Source organism: Halomonas sp. 113, from assembly GCF_904067645.1.
GTDB classification, from domain to species: domain Bacteria; phylum Pseudomonadota; class Gammaproteobacteria; order Pseudomonadales; family Halomonadaceae; genus Vreelandella; species Vreelandella titanicae.
In genome coordinates, this window is record NZ_LR881453.1 from 4,703,977 (window position 1) to 4,720,270 (window position 16,294).

Sequence of the window (16,294 nt, forward strand, 5' to 3'; positions counted from 1 at the left end):
CAATGCAAAACATATCTCATCAAAGCGCGGCTCAGAAAAACACAGCTCAAAAAACACAAACCCCGTTGATCGATTACCTGCTACGCCTTGGCGATAACGACTTGGTACTCGGCCAGCGCCACGCACAACTGTGCGGCAAGGCACCCGCGCTGGAAGAGGAACTGGCCTTAATGAACGTGGGTCTCGACCTCTTCGGTCAGGCACGCAACTGGCTGGGCTATGTGTCTGAACTGCTGGCTGCTGAACTGATGGCATCTGAACTAGTGGCTGACAAGATCGATGCCGACCACCTGGCCTTTCGCCGCGACGCTCAGGACTTCCGTAACCTGTTGCTCGTCGAACAGCCCAACGGTGACTTCGCCGACATCATGGGGCGCCAGTTCCTGTTCGATGCCTGGCACGTACACCTGCTTGATGGGCTGTCTCACTCCAGCGACCCACGCATTGCTGAAGTGGCGGCCAAGTCGCTTAAGGAAGCAACGTACCACCTACGCCGCTCCTCTGAATGGGTGATTCGCCTGGGCGATGGCACGGAAGAGAGCCACACCCGCATGCAGCGAGCGCTCGACAACCTCTGGCAGTTCACCGGTGAGCTACTGCAGGGCGACGAGGTTGATCAGGCCATGCTGGAAGCCGGTATTGCGCCAGCCCCAGAGACGCTGGCCACCCGCTGGAAAGCCACCGTGGAAGAGGTGTTTGAAGAAGCCACGCTGGAGCGCCCTTCCTACGAAGCTTGGATGTATACCGGCGGTAAAGTCGGGCATCACACCGAGCATCTGGGCTTTCTATTAGCGGAAATGCAATACCTGCCGAGGGCCTATCCCGATGCGACCGTCTGGTAACCACCCACCGACGCTTACCGATGACTGGCCCTCCAGTGACTTAATCGGTAGCGACCGCAGCGGCCTGCCGCCAGCCGGTGACGAAGGCGATGTTGAAGCCGTGCTGGCCATTTTGCAGGAAGTGCCTGACCCGGAAGTACCGGTGGTCAGCGTGGTTGAGCTGGGAATTGTGCGGGATATCGATTGGGTGGACGGTCGGTTGGCGGTCAACGTAACGCCAACTTACTCCGGCTGCCCGGCTACGGAAGTCATCGAACAGCATATCCATGAAGCGCTGGTGGCCGCTGGCTACTCAGACCCGCTAATTCAGCGCCGCCTGTCCCCCGCCTGGACCACCGATTGGTTAACCGAAGCCGGGCGCGAAAAATTGCGCGCCTACGGCATCGCACCACCGGTAGGAAGTGCTAGCAAACGTAGCCTAACCGGCCAGTCTGACCCGGTAGTGCCCTGCCCTTTATGTGGCAGCAACGCGACCGAACGCGTCAGCGAATTCGGCTCTACGGCCTGCAAGGCGCTCTACCGCTGCCGCGATTGCCTGGAGCCTTTCGATTATTTCAAGTGTATGTAAAACGACGAGACCATTTCCCATGAGCCGATTTCACGCCCTAACCGTCAAGGATGTGCGCAAGGAAACCCATGATGCCGTTTCCATTGCCTTCGACGTTCCCGATGACCTGCTGGACGCCTTTCGCTTTACCCAAGGGCAGTACCTGACTCTACGCCGCGACCTCGAAGGTGAGGATGTCCGTCGTTCCTACTCGATTTGCACCGGTGTCCACGAACATGAGCTGAGAGTCGCCGTCAAGCTGGTGCCCGGCGGCAGCTTTTCCACCTTTGCCAACCAGCACTTGCAGCCCGGTGACCGCCTGGAAGTGATGCCACCCCAGGGCAAGTTCTTCGTGCCGCTCGACCCCAGCCGTGAAGGACACTATTTGGCGGTAACCGCTGGCAGTGGCGTCACGCCCATTATGTCGATTGTTTCCACCACGCTGGAAAGCGAGCCAAAGAGCCGCTTTACCGTCATCTATGGCAATCGTTCCACCACGGGTACGCTGTTTCGCGAACGCCTTCAGGATCTCAAGGATCGCTACCTGGAACGCCTCAACATCATTTATGTGTTCAGCCGCGAACAACAGGAAATCGATCTTTACAACGGCCGGATCGACGCCGACAAATGCAACGCCCTGTTTGACCGCTGGGTAGACATACCCAAGCTCGACGCCGCGTTTATCTGTGGCCCGCACGAAATGACCGAAATCGTGCGTGGTGTTCTGAGCCAACATGGAATGCCGAAGGAAAAAGTGCACTTCGAGCTGTTCACTACCGGGCTACCGACGGCAGGCGCCAAACGCTGCCAGGCGACGAAAGCGGCTCAGCTGAAAGCAGAAACCTCACACATCAAAGTGATCATCGACGGCCGCACCATTGAGTACGACCTGCCCCGTAATACCCAGAGCATTCTGGACGCAGGTAACGAGCATGGCGCGGATATTCCTTTCTCATGCAAGGCTGGGGTGTGCTCCACCTGCAAGTCAAAAGTCATCGAAGGCGAGGTGGAAATGGACGCCAATTACGCCCTGGAAGATTACGAAATCGATGCCGGCTACGTGCTGTCCTGCCAGTGCTACCCGATCAGCGACAGGGTGGTACTTGACTATGACGAGGTATAAACCCTAACCCACCCACTTCCAAGCCAGCGAACGCGTCGGCTTCGTCTATGTTTTGCGGGAGAGTACGCAATGTCAGTTTTACAGAGTTACATCGCAGGCCAGTGGTTCGGAAAGGCCGAATCCAAAGCGCTTATTAGCGCCATTAACGGCACAACCGTTGCGCATACCCACCAAGAAGAGATCAACTTCCGTGAAGCGGTGGCGTATGCCCGCAACACCGGTGTGAAAAATATGCTGGCACTGGATTTCCAGCAACGGGCCGCCATCCTTAAAGCGCTGGCCGCCTATATCCAAGAGCGTAAGCGTGAGCTCTATGCCATCTCTCACCACACTGGCTGCACCAAGGCCGATTCCTGGATCGACATCAACGGTGGTTTTGGCACCCTGTTTACCTACGCCTCCACTGGCCGCAAGGAACTGCCCTCCGGCAATGTGGCCCATGAAGGCCCGGTGACTCAGCTAGGCAAAGAGAACCACTTCAATGGCACCCATATACTGGTGCCCCGCCGCGGCGTCTCTGTACACATCAATGCGTTTAACTTTCCCATATGGGGCATGCTGGAGAAGTTCGCACCCGCCTTTTTGGCAGGCATGCCGTGTATCTTCAAACCGGCAACCGCCACTAGCTACTTGACCGAAGCAGCCGTGCGCGTCATCAACGACTCAGGCCTGCTGCCGGAAGGAGCGCTGCAACTGGTTATCGGCGGAGCCGGTGACTTACTGGATCATCTGGAAGAGCAGGACTTTGTCACCTTCACCGGCTCGGCAAGCACCGCCCTGAAGCTGAAAAGCCACCCTAACATCATGGCGAAGAGCATCCCGTTCAACGCCGAGGCGGACTCGCTCAACAGCGCCATCATGGCCCCGGATGTTAGCCCGGAAGACGAAGAGTTCGAAATCTTTGCCAAAGAAGTGGTCAAGGAGATGACCGCCAAGGCAGGTCAGAAATGTACCGCGATCCGTCGAATTTTAGTGCCTACCGAGCATCTGGATGCATTGGCGAACACACTTAAGTCGCGGCTTGCCAACATTATGGTCGGTGATCCTCATGAAGAAGGCGTACGCATGGGCGCGCTCTCTTCCCGTGACCAATTGAGAGACGTTAACCACGCAATTGAACAACTGCTAGAGACTAGTGAGTGCGTCTTCGGCAGAGACGGCAGCTTCAAGCCTGTCGGCCAGGGTGTTGAAAACGGCGCCTTCATTACTCCCCACTTGCTGATCAATCGTAACCCGTTGAACGACGGCGGCGCTCACGACATTGAAGCCTTTGGCCCCGTCGCGACGCTAATGCCCTACAGCGGCATCGACGAAGCCCTGACCATCGCCGCCAAGGGCAAGGGCAGCTTAGTGACCACGCTGACCACGAAAGACCCTGCCATTGCGGCTGAAATGATCCCCATTCTGGCCGCACAGCACGGCCGCCTGCAGATTCTGGATGCTCAGGCGTCAAAGGAATCCACTGGCCACGGCTCTCCGCTACCGATGCTCAAGCATGGCGGGCCCGGCCGCGCAGGCGGTGGCGAGGAACTCGGCGGCATTCGTGCGGTTCACCACTATCTACAGCGCACCGCCATCCAGGGCTCTCCGAGCATGCTCGCGGCAGTCACAAAGGAATATGTGCGTGGCGCCAAGGTGATCGAGACTGACGTCCACCCGTTCCGCCGCTATTTCGACGACCTGCAGGTTGGGGAGTCACTGTTAACCCACCGCCGCACCGTCACTGAAGCCGACATCGTCAATTTTGGCTGCCTTTCCGGCGACCACTTCTATATGCACTTCGACGACATTGCCGCCAAAGAGACCCAGTTCGGCCAGCGCATTGCCCACGGCTACTTTGTGCTGTCTGCCGCTGCGGGTCTATTCGTTTACCCAGGCGAAGGCCCCGTACTGGCTAACTACGGCCTGGATACACTGCGCTTTATTACACCTGTGTTGGTCGGCGACACTATCCGCGCCCGCCTAACCTGCAAGCGCAAGATTGATCAGGGCCGAACTTCTCCCGATGGGCACCCACAAGGCGTGGTGATGTGGGACGTAGCGGTGACCAATCAAAACGATGAACTGGTCGCCAGCTACGACATTCTAACGCTGGTGGCCAAGCGGCAGTAACGCCTCAGCCGATACAGCCAGACAAAAAAGTAATACAAAAAACGGCTGACAGGGCGCTTACCCTGTCAGCCGTTTGTTTAGCAAGGACGTTAATAGCACCGTATTAATAGCGTAGCTTTAATACAGTAACTGCGGCAGAAAAAGCACGATCGCTGGGAATATAAGCACCAGTAGTGCGCGTATGGTACCGGCGACCCAGAAAGGGGTGACGCCGCGGAAGATAGTGCCTGTCGATACGTCCGGTAATACAGCCCGCAATACGAACACATTCATACCGACAGGGGGCGTTATCAAACTAATCTCAATGACGATAACCACCAGTATGCCGAACCACACCAAATCATAGCCAAGCCCCGCCACGACCGGGAAGAAGACCGGCACGGTCAGCAGCATCATCGACATGCTTTCGAATACACAGCCTAACAGTACGTAAATGGCCAAGATAACGAGAATTACCACGAAGGGGGCCACGTTCAGCCCGGTGACCAACGCCAGGAGGTCATTGGGAAGCCCCGCGCGGTTAATGAAATTAGCAAAGATTAGCGCCGTCAACACCACCGCAAACAGCATCGCTGTTGTTCGCACAGTGTCCATCAGGACATTCATGAGTATAGTCGGCGTCAAAGCACGCTTGAGCAGCGCAATCACAAAGGCGCCCATTGCGCCAATACCCGCCGCTTCCGTTGGGGTGAATATACCCAAATAGATGCCGCCGATAACCAATACGAACAGCGCCAGGGTACTCCCCACATTTTTTAGGGCCGCAAGGCGCTCGTTCCAGGGTACTTTTTCGGCCGCTGGCCCAGCGCTGGGATCACGCCACAGAACCCACTTAACCGCGCCGAGATACATCACAATGCCCAATATGCCGGGAATAAAGCCCGCTGCAAACAGTTCACGGATACTGGTCTCAGTAATGATGCCGTAGATCACCAGCATCACGCTGGGAGGAATCAGTATCCCAAGGGTTCCGCCCGCTGCAATGGAGGCTGCCGCCAGCGAGTCCTTGTAGCCGTACTTGCGCATCTGGGGCATGGCAACACGCCCCATAGTGGCGCAGGTCGCAAGACTCGACCCACAAATAGCACTAAAACCACCACAAGCCACGATGGTGGCCATCGCCTGACCGCCCTTACGGTGTCCAAGAAAACCATTGGAGGCCCGGAATAGCGCATCAGAGAGCCCAGCATGGGACACCAAGTTACCCATCAAGATAAACAGTGGTATCACCGATAGACCGTAGTCCCTAGCGGTGTCGACTACCCGGCGCGACGCCATGGCTTCAGCCGCGTTCCAGTTACCGGTCAGGTAGTAGAAGCCCACAAAACCCACGATCCCCATGGCAAAAGCCAGAGGCATGCGCAGGAATACCAATATCAACAGCGCTGCAAACCCATAAAGTGCTTCAATCATGCTTATCTCCCTGGCTGACTGGGCCACCGCACTTAATCACACCCACGCCTTCTAGGAGGTAACTCACCGCTCGACCGAGGGTGAGTAGAGCGGAAAGAAACAGCATGATGGCAATCAGGTAAATAAGGTAACCATCGGGAATGCGTAGAAACTCAGTGACATCGCCCCACTCGAAAGCACGCACGCCCAGTGCCCAAACCCGTGTAGCGATCACCCATAAAGCCACGGCGATAATTAAGTTGACGATCATCTGGCGCAGCCATATCCAGCGCACAGGGAATATGGCATCCAAGAGATCCACGCTAACGTGCTCTTCACGCCAGCATGCTACTGGCAGTGACAAGAACACCACAGCGGCCAGCATCTGCTGGGTCAACTCGACGGTTCCAAGGATAGGTAAATTAAAGAAATAACGGCCTACTACATCAGCAGTCGTCAGCAGCATCAAGGCAAAGAGGGTGGCACCCGCCACCCCCTCCAGCGCCAGCTGCATGACCCTACCGACATTTGACCAGCGAGACGTCAGGATCTGCATAGTCGCCCTCCACTTGGCGAAGGGTAATTATGATTGTGGCACTAAGGATGCCACGCTCTCTTGTGTAGCAGCTTCTTCAAGCTGTTGGTGGAAGTAATCGAGCGCCGCCTGCGCATCGACACCCCGTTCACTTACGTTCTCGGACCAGGTGTCAACCAGGTCATTACTGATACCGCGCAGCGTCTCAAGATCTTCGTCGCCGAGGGCTGTAAAGGTATGGCCCTGCTCTTCGGCGAACTCGACGCCCCGCTCATCGGATACATCCATCATGTAGCCAAACAGTCGCGATAACCGCTCACCCGAGACGTCTTCCACAGCGGCACGATCTTCTGCAGACATCTCATCCCAGATACTCGGATTCACTACAATGGTGAAGCTGCCTCGATAAAAGCCCCCATCCACCGTCAAGGTATAGGGAAATACCTCGGCTACCCGAAAGCTTCTAAGGCCTTCCGGCACCAGCATAGCGCCATCAATAACGCCCTGAGAGCCAGCTTCATAGACCCCGGTTGGCGGCAAAGCCACGCCGGTCAGATTAAGGGCATTAGAGAGATCTCCCATGACCCCGCCGCCGACGCGAATGCGCTCGTTCTCTAAATCAGCAAGAGTTTGGTACTGCTCACGACTAAAGATCCAACCCGGGCCATGTACCCCCGCAGCCACCACATCAACGCCGCGATGCTCATCAGCTTGGGCTAAGTACTCCTGATGCGTATGCCAATAAGCAGCAGAGGCGTTCTCCGAGGAGAAGTCTTCAAAGGTAGGAAATTCGGGTAACTGAGTGGCCAGAAAACGCCCTGCGTTATAGCCATGGAATACCCAAGTAGCATCAGCAATGCCGTCGGCGACCATCTCCATCTGGGAGGCGGGAGGTCCGAGGTCGTGCACAACGTCAACGGTCACGCGCCCGTCAGTGGCTTCTTCAATCCACGCTTTCCACGTTGGCCATACCATGGTGTTGATGCCGTGATTGGGACCAGCCCAGGTACTCACGGTGATTGTCGTTTGTGCAAAGGCGGAGGTGCTCAGCGTTGCGGCGGCAATAGCGCCGATCATCAGGTTTGTTGTTTTATTCACTTCTCTTTCCTCTGGTCGTCACGAACTGGGTAAAGCGCTCATCGTTTTTGTTGAATGATGTTGATAAGCCATGCGTGCGGTGGGTGAGATTGCTAGTTAATCACTCATTGCGCCTAACGTGATACTTTATTATTAAAATATAGAAATTATACGAATCACGTTATTTAGCACAATGCCTTTAGATACGTGGATCATGCAACGATCCATCAACTAATAGATTCTAACACTTAAGTATTAATTTACATTATTAACTTAAACTACAACCACTTACACCAAAAACATTGTTTCTTCGAGTGACTATCAATGGCTATATGGGGTTATTTTTCGCCCATTCTTTTGTTACACAAATCTTATCTATCGATACACTAACGACACACCACCGGCAAAAATGCGATTTATCACCTGGGCTCGACTTCCCAGCATCAAGCCTCTAGCCAATTCTCTCCAGTTGCCGTTCAAGCTTGCGCATTGTATTAAGCAGATCACGATATTCACCAACGCTCAGGGTCGACACCAGGCCGGCCTCCCACGCCTGGGCTTCGGGCACTAACTTATTGAGTAGCGCTTGTCCGGCGTCCGTCAGTTGCAAGTCATGTAGTCGCTGATCCTGCTGTGAGGGCGTGCGGCTTATCAGTCCACGGTCTTCCAGTGACTGAATAGCGCGAGACACGCGAGCCTTATCCATATTGGTGTAAGCGCAGACCTTCTTAGCGGTTAAATCATCACAGTGGCTAAGCCAGGCAAGCACACGCCACTGGGCAATATTGAGTTCATAAGACTCGGCATAAAGCTTCTCTAACGCCTGGCTGATGCGGTCAGCTAAACGGTTAAGCTGATAGGGTAAAAATTGGTTGAGATCCAGCTCTACCCTGGCTGAAGATTCCAGTGACACATCGCCGTCTGCTTTATCCATCGTCATTTTGTTTCTCCTAAAGCCACCGTTTATCAGAAGTGGTGATGACCAAAATCCGCACGATAGCTGGGAATGTAGGCTCCAGCAATGCACCTATCATAAGGTGGAACAGTGCCGACAGATACTCTCCCTTGCAACCAATTTCACGATTTTATTTATTATCCTTAAGTATTAATTTGCAATAATCACCTGATTTATCAAGAATTATCGTCAATACGATGCAAAAGACAGAGTGATTCGTCCATGAAACATTGGACATTTAGTTTCATTGGAAACTATCCTTCAAGCACACAACAATTCAATGAATACCTGAATCACCCTGATAGCACCGGAGATATCATGAGCAAGAAATTCGCGTCCCATGCCGATACCGAAGAGAAGAAGATCAGCTTCACCAAGCTGGCAGAAGGGCTCTATGCTTACACTGCTGAAGGTGACCCCAATACGGGCATCGTGATTGGCGATGACAGCGTGATGGTTATCGACACCCAGGCAACGCCCGTCATGGCTCAGGATGTCATCCGCCGTATCCGCGAAGTGACTGACCTACCGATTAAGCATGTGGTAATGACCCATTACCATGCCGTGCGTGTTCTCGGCGCTTCCGCGTACGATGCAGAGAATATCTACGCTAGCCAGAACACTTATGACCTGATCAACGAGCGTGGTCAGCAAGACTATGAGTCAGAAGTCGGTCGTTTCCCTCGCCTGTTTAAGGGTGTGGACTCTGTGCCTGGCTTAACCTGGCCAAACATAGTTTTTCAAGAGAAGCTGACGGTTTACATGGGTGAGCGTGAGGTACAGATCATCCACCTTGGCCGCGGACATACCAAGGGCGATACCGTCGTCTGGCTGCCGAAGGAAAAAGTAATGTTTTCCGGTGACCTCGTTGAGTATGGCGCCACCCCTTACACCGGTGACGCTTACCACGAGGACTGGCCTGCCACGCTTGATCGCCTGCAATCCATGCAGCCCCAAAAGCTGGTGCCCGGCCGCGGTGATGCACTGAAAACGGTCGAACAGTGCCAGGAAGCCATTCAGGGCACCCGCGATTTCCTAAATGATATGTATGGAAGTGTTAAAGCGGGCAAGGCGGCGGGCAAGTCTCTCTCCGAGTGTTACGCCGAGACCTACGCGGTACTTAAGCTGAAGTATGGTCACTGGGTCATCTTCGATCACTGTGTGCCTTTCGATATCACTCGCTGCTACGACGAAGCAGGCGGCGAGTACCCGGATCCCCGCATCTGGACGGCTGAACGCGATACCGCTATGTGGCACTCGCTACAGGACGCCGTCGAAAATCAGTAAGTGCCACCAGTGACACCCACTGATCATGCCCAGCAGTCGGGTGTCACGCACCCGACGCTGAACGGGAGCAAATAGATGCCAACAACCTATAAAAATCCTGTCTATCCTTATCGGCGCCCGCCTGAACTCGATATTCAAGAAGTTCGCCACTATCCGGTAGTGATTGTCGGAGCGGGACCTAGCGGCCTCGCCGCCGCCATCGACTTGGCTCACCAAGGCGTTAATTCGATTGTTCTGGACGATAACAACACCGTTAGCGTGGGGTCGCGGGCCCTGTGTTTTGCTAAACGTTCGCTGGAAATTGTAGACCGCCTGGGTTGCGTCGAGCCGATGCTTGCAAAAGGCGTCACCTGGCAGCACGGTCGCGTCTTCTTCCAGGATCGCGAGGTCTATGACTTCAACCTGCTGCCAGAAGACGGCCACCGTATGCCCGCCTTTATTAACTTACAGCAGTATTACTTTGAAGAGTTTCTGGTCAACCGCACTCACGACTTTCCAGAGCAAATTGACCTTCGTTGGAAACATAAAGTCATTGATGTCGATGCTCAGCCTGAGTGCTCCGCCATCAAGGTCTCTACCCAAGACGGTGATTACCAGCTGACTTGTGACTACCTCCTCGTCTCGGATGGAGCTAACAGCCGAATCCGAGACATACTGGGCCTTGAGTGCAAAGGCCAAGTATTTCAGGACAGATTCCTGATTGCTGATGTGGTGATGAAGGCCGACTTCCCTACAGAACGCTGGTTTTGGTTTGACCCGCCCTTTCATCCCAATCAGTCAGTCCTGCTGCACAAAGAACCGGACAATGTGTGGCGTATCGACTTTCAATTAGGATGTGATGCTGACCCGGAAGAAGAAAAGAAAGAAGAGAACATTCGCCCACGAGTTCAGGCAATGCTTGGCCAAGACGTGGAGTTCGAGCTTGAGTGGGCCAGTGTCTACACCTTCCGCTGCCGTAAGATGGATAATTTCATTCACCATAGCGTGATATTCATAGGTGACGCGGCTCATCAGGTATCCCCCTTTGGCGCCAGGGGCGCCAATGGTGCCCTACAGGGTGTGGATAATTTAGTGTGGAAACTAGCCCGCGTTCTCAAACAGCAGGCGCCAAAAACGCTTTTGTCCACCTACAACACTGAGCGCCAGCATGGCGCGGCAGAGAACATCCTTAACTCGACCCGCGCCACTGATTTTATTACCCCGAAGAGCCATATCAGCCAAGTGTTCCGAGATGTGACGCTGGAGCTGGCTGAGAAACATGCCTTCGCACGTAGCCTGGTCAACAGCGGTCGCCTTTCCATGCCCTGCCGCTATGACACCTCACCGCTCAATACACCCGATGTTAATGGTGGCCCGAGAGAACTGCGCCCCGGCAGCCCGGCCAAGGACGCTCCCATTCGATTGAGAGAAGAGAACGCCTGGCTACTCAATCAATTTGGCGATGGCTTTGTGTTGTTACTCGACGGCCGCTTTGAGGATGGGCACACCGACACGCTTGCCGCGCCGTTGAAAGAGCTGTTAGGCCGTCGCACTGATTTAAGCCTGGTGGTCGTTGGCCCAGCACCGGATGAGCTTAGCGCTCTACCGCGCACAACCATCGTAGACGATTCCGAGGGGCTAGTGACACAACGATATGGCCTGAAAGCAGGTGGCGGGTACCTTATTCGCCCTGATCAACACGTTGCTGCCCGCTGGCACGCCATCATGGCCCGCAGGGTTGAAGACGCATTAGACCGCGCGCTGGGCGTTTATCTTGCGGGTGCCGCTGACACTACCTTCCAGGAAAGCTGCCATGCCAAGGCTTGAGCTGAATTCGAACTTCACTGATCCAGACGCCTTTTACGCTGCGCTCACGGCGCTACATCGCGACCGCAGCGAAACAGAGAGCGAGCGCATCAATGCACGCCTGATTCTCTTACTTGCTAATCACATCGGCGATCAAACCGTGCTTGAAGAAGCGATTTCCCATGCGGTTGGTGATAGCGATCAATAGCCGCGCCCCTTGGTTTATCAACATACAGTTTTATAAAAATATAGCTTTATCAAAATAACGTTCCAATAAAGCAGGTCTTAACAATGAATGAACAATTGAAATATCAAAATGGATTTCATAATCACTTTTCAACCGAAGCGCTGCCGGGTGCACTGCCGATTGGGCAAAACTCACCTCAACGCTGTGCTTATGGCTTGTACGCTGAACAACTAACCGGTTCCGCATTCACAGCGCCACGTCATCAAAACTTTCGCAGTTGGCTTTACCGCATTCGCCCTTCTGTCGTTCAGAGCGCTTACCAGCCACTAGAAAATAACAACGTACACACGGCCCCGTTAGACAAGCCAGCGGCGGATCCTAACCAGATGCGCTGGGATCCCGTTTTATTACCTAATGAACCGACTGATTTTATCGATGGCTTGTTTACCATTGCGGTGAACGGCGATGCGGGTACTCAAGCGGGCGTGGGCGTGCATGTCTACACCTTTAATAAGGACATGACCGAGCGGTTTTTTTACAACGCCGATGGAGAACTGCTTTTCGTTCCGCAAATGGGGGCCATTCGTCTACGTACCGAATTTGGTGACATTGAGATCGATAACGGTGAAATTGCCGTCATTCCTCGCGGTGTGAAATTCCAAGTGCGTAAAGCTCAGGGTGTTGAGGCTGCACGGGGGTATATTTGCGAGAACTACGGTAGTCCTTTAGAGCTGCCCGGCCTCGGCCCTATCGGGGCTAACGGTTTAGCCAACCCACGTGACTTCCAAAGCCCTGTGGCAGCCTACGAAGACCTCGAAGGCGACTACCGCTTAGTGGCTAAGTTCTCTGGTCGTTTCTGGGAGACAAAACTAAACCACTCGCCGTTAGATGTGGTGGCGTGGCACGGCAACTGCGCGCCTTATAAATATAATCTTGCCAACTTTAACACCATCAATACGGTTAGCTTCGATCATCCGGACCCGTCAATCTTCACCGTATTGACGTCACCCTCCGATACACCGGGAATGGCTAATATTGATTTTGTGATTTTTCCGCCACGCTGGATGGTTGCCGAGAACACCTTTAGACCGCCCTGGTTCCATCGCAATCTAATGAGCGAGTTTATGGGGCTTATTCATGGCGAGTACGATGCAAAAGCTGAAGGCTTCACCCCTGGCGGCGCCAGTCTACATAACTCAATGTCGCCCCACGGCCCCGATGCTGAGACCTTTGAAAAGGCCTCCAACGCTGAGCTTAAGCCCCACTTCATAGGCGATACACTGGCCTTCATGTTTGAAAGCCGCTACTTCTTTCACCCGACCCCTGCGGCACTGAATGCTGACTTCCGTCAACGTGATTATGTGGATGTTTGGTCGACGCTGCGCTCCCACTTCAACCCAAGCCAGCCCTGAACCCTATACCCCCCTGACGACAAGGATTGAATCACTATGAAACTGGCAACACTTAAGCAGGGCCGCGACGGAGAACTCATCATCGTCTCGCGTGACCTCTCCCGCGCTGTGAGCGCTGTGGATATTGCTCCCACACTTCAGGCTGCCCTTGAGAACTGGGAAGCGGTTAGCCTTCAGCTTGAAGAGCGCTATGCTCAGCTTAATAAAGGTGGTGCTGAAAACGCGTTTAAGCTTGATCAGAGTGCGCTGCACTCCCCTTTACCGCGTGCCTATCAGTGGGCTGACGGCTCCGCCTATCTGAACCATGTCCAGCTGGTACGCCAGGCGCGCAATGCCGAGATGCCTGACACCTTCTGGACAGACCCGCTCATGTATCAGGGCGGTAGCGACTGCTTCTTGGCACCCACCGACGATATTGAGGCGGTTAGTGAAGAGCATGGCATCGACTTTGAAGGCGAGATCGCGGTCATTACGGGTGACGTACCGATGGCAGTATCCCCCGTGGAAGCCGCCAAGCACATTAAGCTAGTGATGCTGGTCAACGACGTGAGTCTGCGTGGTCTCATTCCAGGTGAACTCGCAAAGGGCTTCGGCTTTTTCCAAGCAAAGCCCGCCTCTTCGTTCTCGCCCATTGCGGTGACCCCAGATGAACTGGGCGATGCCTGGCAGGATGGTAAAGTGAACCTGCCACTGACCGTGCACTTGAATGGCGAGAAGTTTGGCGAGCCTGAAGCCGGGCCAGATATGATTTTTAACTTTCCACAGCTGGTGGCCCATGCGGCTAAGACCCGCTATCTCGGTGCCGGCGCTGTCATTGGTTCAGGCACCGTTTCCAACCCAGACCCCGACGGCGGCCCTGGAAAGCCGGTGGCTGACGGTGGCGTTGGCTATAGCTGTCTAGCCGAAGTGCGCATGGTGGAGCAGATACTGTACGGCCAAGTAAAAACCCCTTTTATGCGTTTTGGCGACCGGGTTCGTATCGAGATGTTCGACCGCGATGGCAACAACATATTTGGTACGATCGATCAGCAAGTAGTGCAGTACCAGCCCAAATAAAGGAAGGCAACATGACGACGCTTTACGGCTATTTCCGCTCGTCGGCTGCTTACCGGGTGCGTATTGCCTTAAACCTTAAGGGACTGGATTATGACCAGATCCCGGTCAACCTGGTGAAAGGTGAGCAACGGGGTGACGACCACCTGATGCGCAACCCTCAGGGGCTGGTGCCTAGCCTGGTGTTGGACGATAGCACGGTGGTTAACCAGTCACTGGCGATCTGTGAGTATCTCGATGAGGTACGCCCAGAGCCCGCCCTGCTGCCGGTTAACGCGTTAGAGCGGGCTCAGGTTCGTGCGCTCGCTCAGTCGGTGGCCTGCGAGATTCACCCACTCAACAACCTGAGGGTACTCAAGTATTTAGTGAGAGAAATGGGAGCGGATGAAGCGGCTAAGCTAGCCTGGTACCACCACTGGATTGCCGAGGGTTTCACCGCTCTGGAAGCAACGCTCTCCAATGCCCCCAGCAGTGGAGATTTTTGCCATGGCGACACCCCTACGCTTGCGGATATATGCCTGATTCCCCAGGTGTACAACGCGGAACGTTTCGAGTGTGATTTGTCAGCCTATCCGACAATCCAGCGCATCGCTGCCAATTGTCGTGCGCTGCCAGCCTTCGAAAAGGCAGCACCAGAGGTGCAGCCTGACGCCAGCTAAGTCAAGCTATACTAAGCAGGCTAACATAAGCGGGCGTCTTTCCATTCGGGAAGGCGCCCGCCTCGTGTCCGAAGGGGCATCACGTCCAACCATAAGGAGTTAAGGGGTGCTAAAGCTGCCCTCTACCGCCACCGTCGTGGCCCTGGCTGCAGTGACTGCGCTCGGCCCGCTGGCGACGGATATGTACTTGCCAGCCATGCCCGCCATGGCAGAAGCGCTGAATACTGGCCCAGACCGAATACAGCTGACCCTTAGCCTCTATATGGCTGGATTCGCTCTGGCCCAACTATTGTGCGGGCCAATCTCTGATCGCTTTGGCCGCCGCCCGGTGATGATCGCAGGGTTATCGCTGTTTCTCGCTGCGAGCCTACTGTGTGCCTGGGCGCCTAGCGTCGAGTGGTTACTGGCAGGCCGCTTTTTGCAGGCCTTCGGCGGTGCTGCTGGACCGGTATTAGCACGGGCAGCGGTACGTGATATTCATGGCCCCATCGAGGCCGGACGTATCCTCGCCTATATGGCAAGTACCATGGCGCTCGCCCCTGCTCTGGCCCCTGTGGTAGGCGCGGGGTTACTGCTGTTTTTTGGCTGGGAATCGGTGTTCGTGGTGCTGGCGCTCTACGCGGCAGTGATGCTGGCGGTGCTGATACTTATGCTGCCCGAGCCGTTGGCGAAGGAGCGGCGGCAATCGATCCACCCGAAATCCGTACTGGCTAACTTTCGCTTACTACTGACTCAGCGTGCCTTTATTGGCTACACCTTGGTGAATGCTGCCGCGTTCTCCGGGTTATTCGCGTACCTTTCTGGCTCATCTTTTGTGCTCATCGAGTACATGGGCGTCGCCCCTACCCTTTATGGCGTGCTGTTCACGCTGATTGTCGCGGGCTTCTTCGTCGGGACGCTGGTCAGCGGCCGATATAGCCACCGCTTGGGTCGTGATCGCCTCATTACCCTGGGCACCGTAATCTGCGCAACTGGGGGCCTCGTCATGGCGGGCTTGGCTGCCGTTGGCGTCCATCACCCCTGGGCGGTGGTGGGCCCCCATATAGTGTTTATGCTGGGGGTGGGCATTTTGATGCCACAAACAATGGCCGGTGCACTGGCGCCCAACCCTCAATGTGCAGGCGCGGCATCTTCCTTGTTTGGTTTTCTGCAAATGACAATTGCCGCTGTGGTAGGTGGATTAGTCGGGCAATTCCACGACGGCAGCTCGCGCACCATGGCCTTGACGATCGGGCTGATGGGGCTACTCGCCTTGCTAAGCCACTGGCTGCTGGTATGCCGCCGAAAAGAGGCTTAGTGGGTCGTTGTATAGATGCATAGCAAAAGGC

Annotated in this window: 15 protein-coding genes; 11 read left to right on the top strand and 4 right to left on the bottom strand. The window is 54.9% G+C overall.

From position 1 onward, the window contains the following. Positions 1–2 precede the first annotated feature (2 nt). The 4 genes from paaC (at position 3) to paaZ (ending at position 4,624) form a co-directional block, all read left to right on the top strand. Entirely contained in the window at positions 3–842 is an 840-nt protein-coding gene (gene paaC, locus YERSI8AC_RS21960; RefSeq protein WP_159177576.1) for a 1,2-phenylacetyl-CoA epoxidase subunit PaaC, read from the top strand. Beyond that, positions 826–1,410, top strand: a complete 585-nt coding sequence (gene paaD / locus YERSI8AC_RS21965) for a 1,2-phenylacetyl-CoA epoxidase subunit PaaD (protein WP_236557395.1) — start codon at positions 826–828, stop codon at positions 1,408–1,410. The genes paaC and paaD overlap by 17 nt, the downstream gene beginning before the upstream one ends. A 19-nt stretch (positions 1,411–1,429) precedes the next feature. Further along, complete coding sequence (gene paaE, locus YERSI8AC_RS21970) at positions 1,430–2,512, top strand: 1,2-phenylacetyl-CoA epoxidase subunit PaaE (RefSeq protein ID WP_159177577.1); 1,083 nt, start codon at positions 1,430–1,432, stop codon at positions 2,510–2,512. 69 nt (positions 2,513–2,581) lie between these two features. Then, on the top strand, positions 2,582–4,624 hold the full coding sequence (gene paaZ / locus YERSI8AC_RS21975) for a phenylacetic acid degradation bifunctional protein PaaZ (RefSeq protein ID WP_159177578.1): 2,043 nt from the start codon (positions 2,582–2,584) through the stop codon (positions 4,622–4,624). Between the two features lie 117 nt (positions 4,625–4,741). Here the strand turns inward: paaZ and YERSI8AC_RS21980 are convergent, their stop codons facing one another. The 4 genes from YERSI8AC_RS21980 to YERSI8AC_RS21995 form a co-directional block, all read right to left on the bottom strand. Continuing rightward, entirely contained in the window at positions 4,742–6,037 is a 1,296-nt protein-coding gene (locus YERSI8AC_RS21980) for a TRAP transporter large permease (protein WP_022521437.1), read from the bottom strand. Beyond that, a complete protein-coding gene (locus YERSI8AC_RS21985) occupies positions 6,030–6,572 on the bottom strand; it encodes a TRAP transporter small permease (RefSeq protein WP_022521436.1) in 543 nt (180 codons plus the stop codon). The genes YERSI8AC_RS21980 and YERSI8AC_RS21985 overlap by 8 nt, the downstream gene beginning before the upstream one ends. Before the next feature lie 27 nt (positions 6,573–6,599). Next, positions 6,600–7,649: a TRAP transporter substrate-binding protein gene (locus tag YERSI8AC_RS21990; RefSeq protein WP_159177579.1), complete on the bottom strand. Its 1,050-nt coding sequence runs from the start codon at positions 7,647–7,649 to the stop codon at positions 6,600–6,602. A 430-nt stretch (positions 7,650–8,079) separates the two neighbouring features. After that, the gene (locus YERSI8AC_RS21995) at positions 8,080–8,568 is read right to left on the bottom strand and encodes a MarR family winged helix-turn-helix transcriptional regulator (protein ID WP_022521435.1); all 489 of its coding nucleotides are present in this window, start codon (positions 8,566–8,568) and stop codon (positions 8,080–8,082) included. 333 nt (positions 8,569–8,901) lie between these two features. On the opposite strand from YERSI8AC_RS21995, the gene YERSI8AC_RS22000 reads away from it, so the two are divergent. The 7 genes from YERSI8AC_RS22000 (at position 8,902) to YERSI8AC_RS22030 (ending at position 16,263) form a co-directional block, all read left to right on the top strand. Then, entirely contained in the window at positions 8,902–9,870 is a 969-nt protein-coding gene (locus YERSI8AC_RS22000) for an MBL fold metallo-hydrolase (RefSeq protein ID WP_159177580.1), read from the top strand. A gap of 75 nt (positions 9,871–9,945) precedes the next feature. Further along, the gene (locus YERSI8AC_RS22005) at positions 9,946–11,676 is read left to right on the top strand and encodes an FAD-dependent oxidoreductase (RefSeq protein ID WP_159177581.1); all 1,731 of its coding nucleotides are present in this window, start codon (positions 9,946–9,948) and stop codon (positions 11,674–11,676) included. After that, entirely contained in the window at positions 11,663–11,863 is a 201-nt protein-coding gene (locus YERSI8AC_RS22010) for a DUF2783 domain-containing protein (RefSeq protein WP_159177582.1), read from the top strand. Before YERSI8AC_RS22005 ends, YERSI8AC_RS22010 begins: the two co-directional genes overlap by 14 nt. 83 nt (positions 11,864–11,946) lie before the next feature. Then, on the top strand, positions 11,947–13,254 hold the full coding sequence (gene hmgA / locus YERSI8AC_RS22015; RefSeq protein WP_159177583.1) for a homogentisate 1,2-dioxygenase: 1,308 nt from the start codon (positions 11,947–11,949) through the stop codon (positions 13,252–13,254). A gap of 36 nt (positions 13,255–13,290) precedes the next feature. Continuing rightward, the gene (locus tag YERSI8AC_RS22020) at positions 13,291–14,310 is read left to right on the top strand and encodes a fumarylacetoacetate hydrolase family protein (RefSeq protein ID WP_159177584.1); all 1,020 of its coding nucleotides are present in this window, start codon (positions 13,291–13,293) and stop codon (positions 14,308–14,310) included. An 11-nt stretch (positions 14,311–14,321) separates the two neighbouring features. Further along, positions 14,322–14,966, top strand: a complete 645-nt coding sequence (gene maiA, locus YERSI8AC_RS22025) for a maleylacetoacetate isomerase (protein WP_159177585.1) — start codon at positions 14,322–14,324, stop codon at positions 14,964–14,966. A gap of 106 nt (positions 14,967–15,072) precedes the next feature. Beyond that, complete coding sequence (locus tag YERSI8AC_RS22030) at positions 15,073–16,263, top strand: multidrug effflux MFS transporter (protein WP_022521428.1); 1,191 nt, start codon at positions 15,073–15,075, stop codon at positions 16,261–16,263. Positions 16,264–16,294 lie beyond the last annotated feature (31 nt).

Excerpts from the sequence above, each read along its gene's own strand:
- paaC (WP_159177576.1), top strand. The coding sequence starts at position 3 with ATGCAAAACATATCTCATCAAAGCGCGGCTCAGAAAAACACAGCTCAA.
- paaD (WP_236557395.1), top strand. The coding sequence starts at position 826 with ATGCGACCGTCTGGTAACCACCCACCGACGCTTACCGATGACTGGCCC.
- paaE (WP_159177577.1), top strand. The coding sequence starts at position 1,430 with ATGAGCCGATTTCACGCCCTAACCGTCAAGGATGTGCGCAAGGAAACC.
- paaZ (WP_159177578.1), top strand. The coding sequence starts at position 2,582 with ATGTCAGTTTTACAGAGTTACATCGCAGGCCAGTGGTTCGGAAAGGCC.
- YERSI8AC_RS21980 (WP_022521437.1), bottom strand. The coding sequence starts at position 6,037 with ATGATTGAAGCACTTTATGGGTTTGCAGCGCTGTTGATATTGGTATTC.
- YERSI8AC_RS21985 (WP_022521436.1), bottom strand. The coding sequence starts at position 6,572 with ATGCAGATCCTGACGTCTCGCTGGTCAAATGTCGGTAGGGTCATGCAG.
- YERSI8AC_RS21995 (WP_022521435.1), bottom strand. The coding sequence starts at position 8,568 with ATGACGATGGATAAAGCAGACGGCGATGTGTCACTGGAATCTTCAGCC.
- YERSI8AC_RS22000 (WP_159177580.1), top strand. The coding sequence starts at position 8,902 with ATGAGCAAGAAATTCGCGTCCCATGCCGATACCGAAGAGAAGAAGATC.
- YERSI8AC_RS22005 (WP_159177581.1), top strand. The coding sequence starts at position 9,946 with ATGCCAACAACCTATAAAAATCCTGTCTATCCTTATCGGCGCCCGCCT.
- YERSI8AC_RS22010 (WP_159177582.1), top strand. The coding sequence starts at position 11,663 with ATGCCAAGGCTTGAGCTGAATTCGAACTTCACTGATCCAGACGCCTTT.
- hmgA (WP_159177583.1), top strand. The coding sequence starts at position 11,947 with ATGAATGAACAATTGAAATATCAAAATGGATTTCATAATCACTTTTCA.
- YERSI8AC_RS22020 (WP_159177584.1), top strand. The coding sequence starts at position 13,291 with ATGAAACTGGCAACACTTAAGCAGGGCCGCGACGGAGAACTCATCATC.
- maiA (WP_159177585.1), top strand. The coding sequence starts at position 14,322 with ATGACGACGCTTTACGGCTATTTCCGCTCGTCGGCTGCTTACCGGGTG.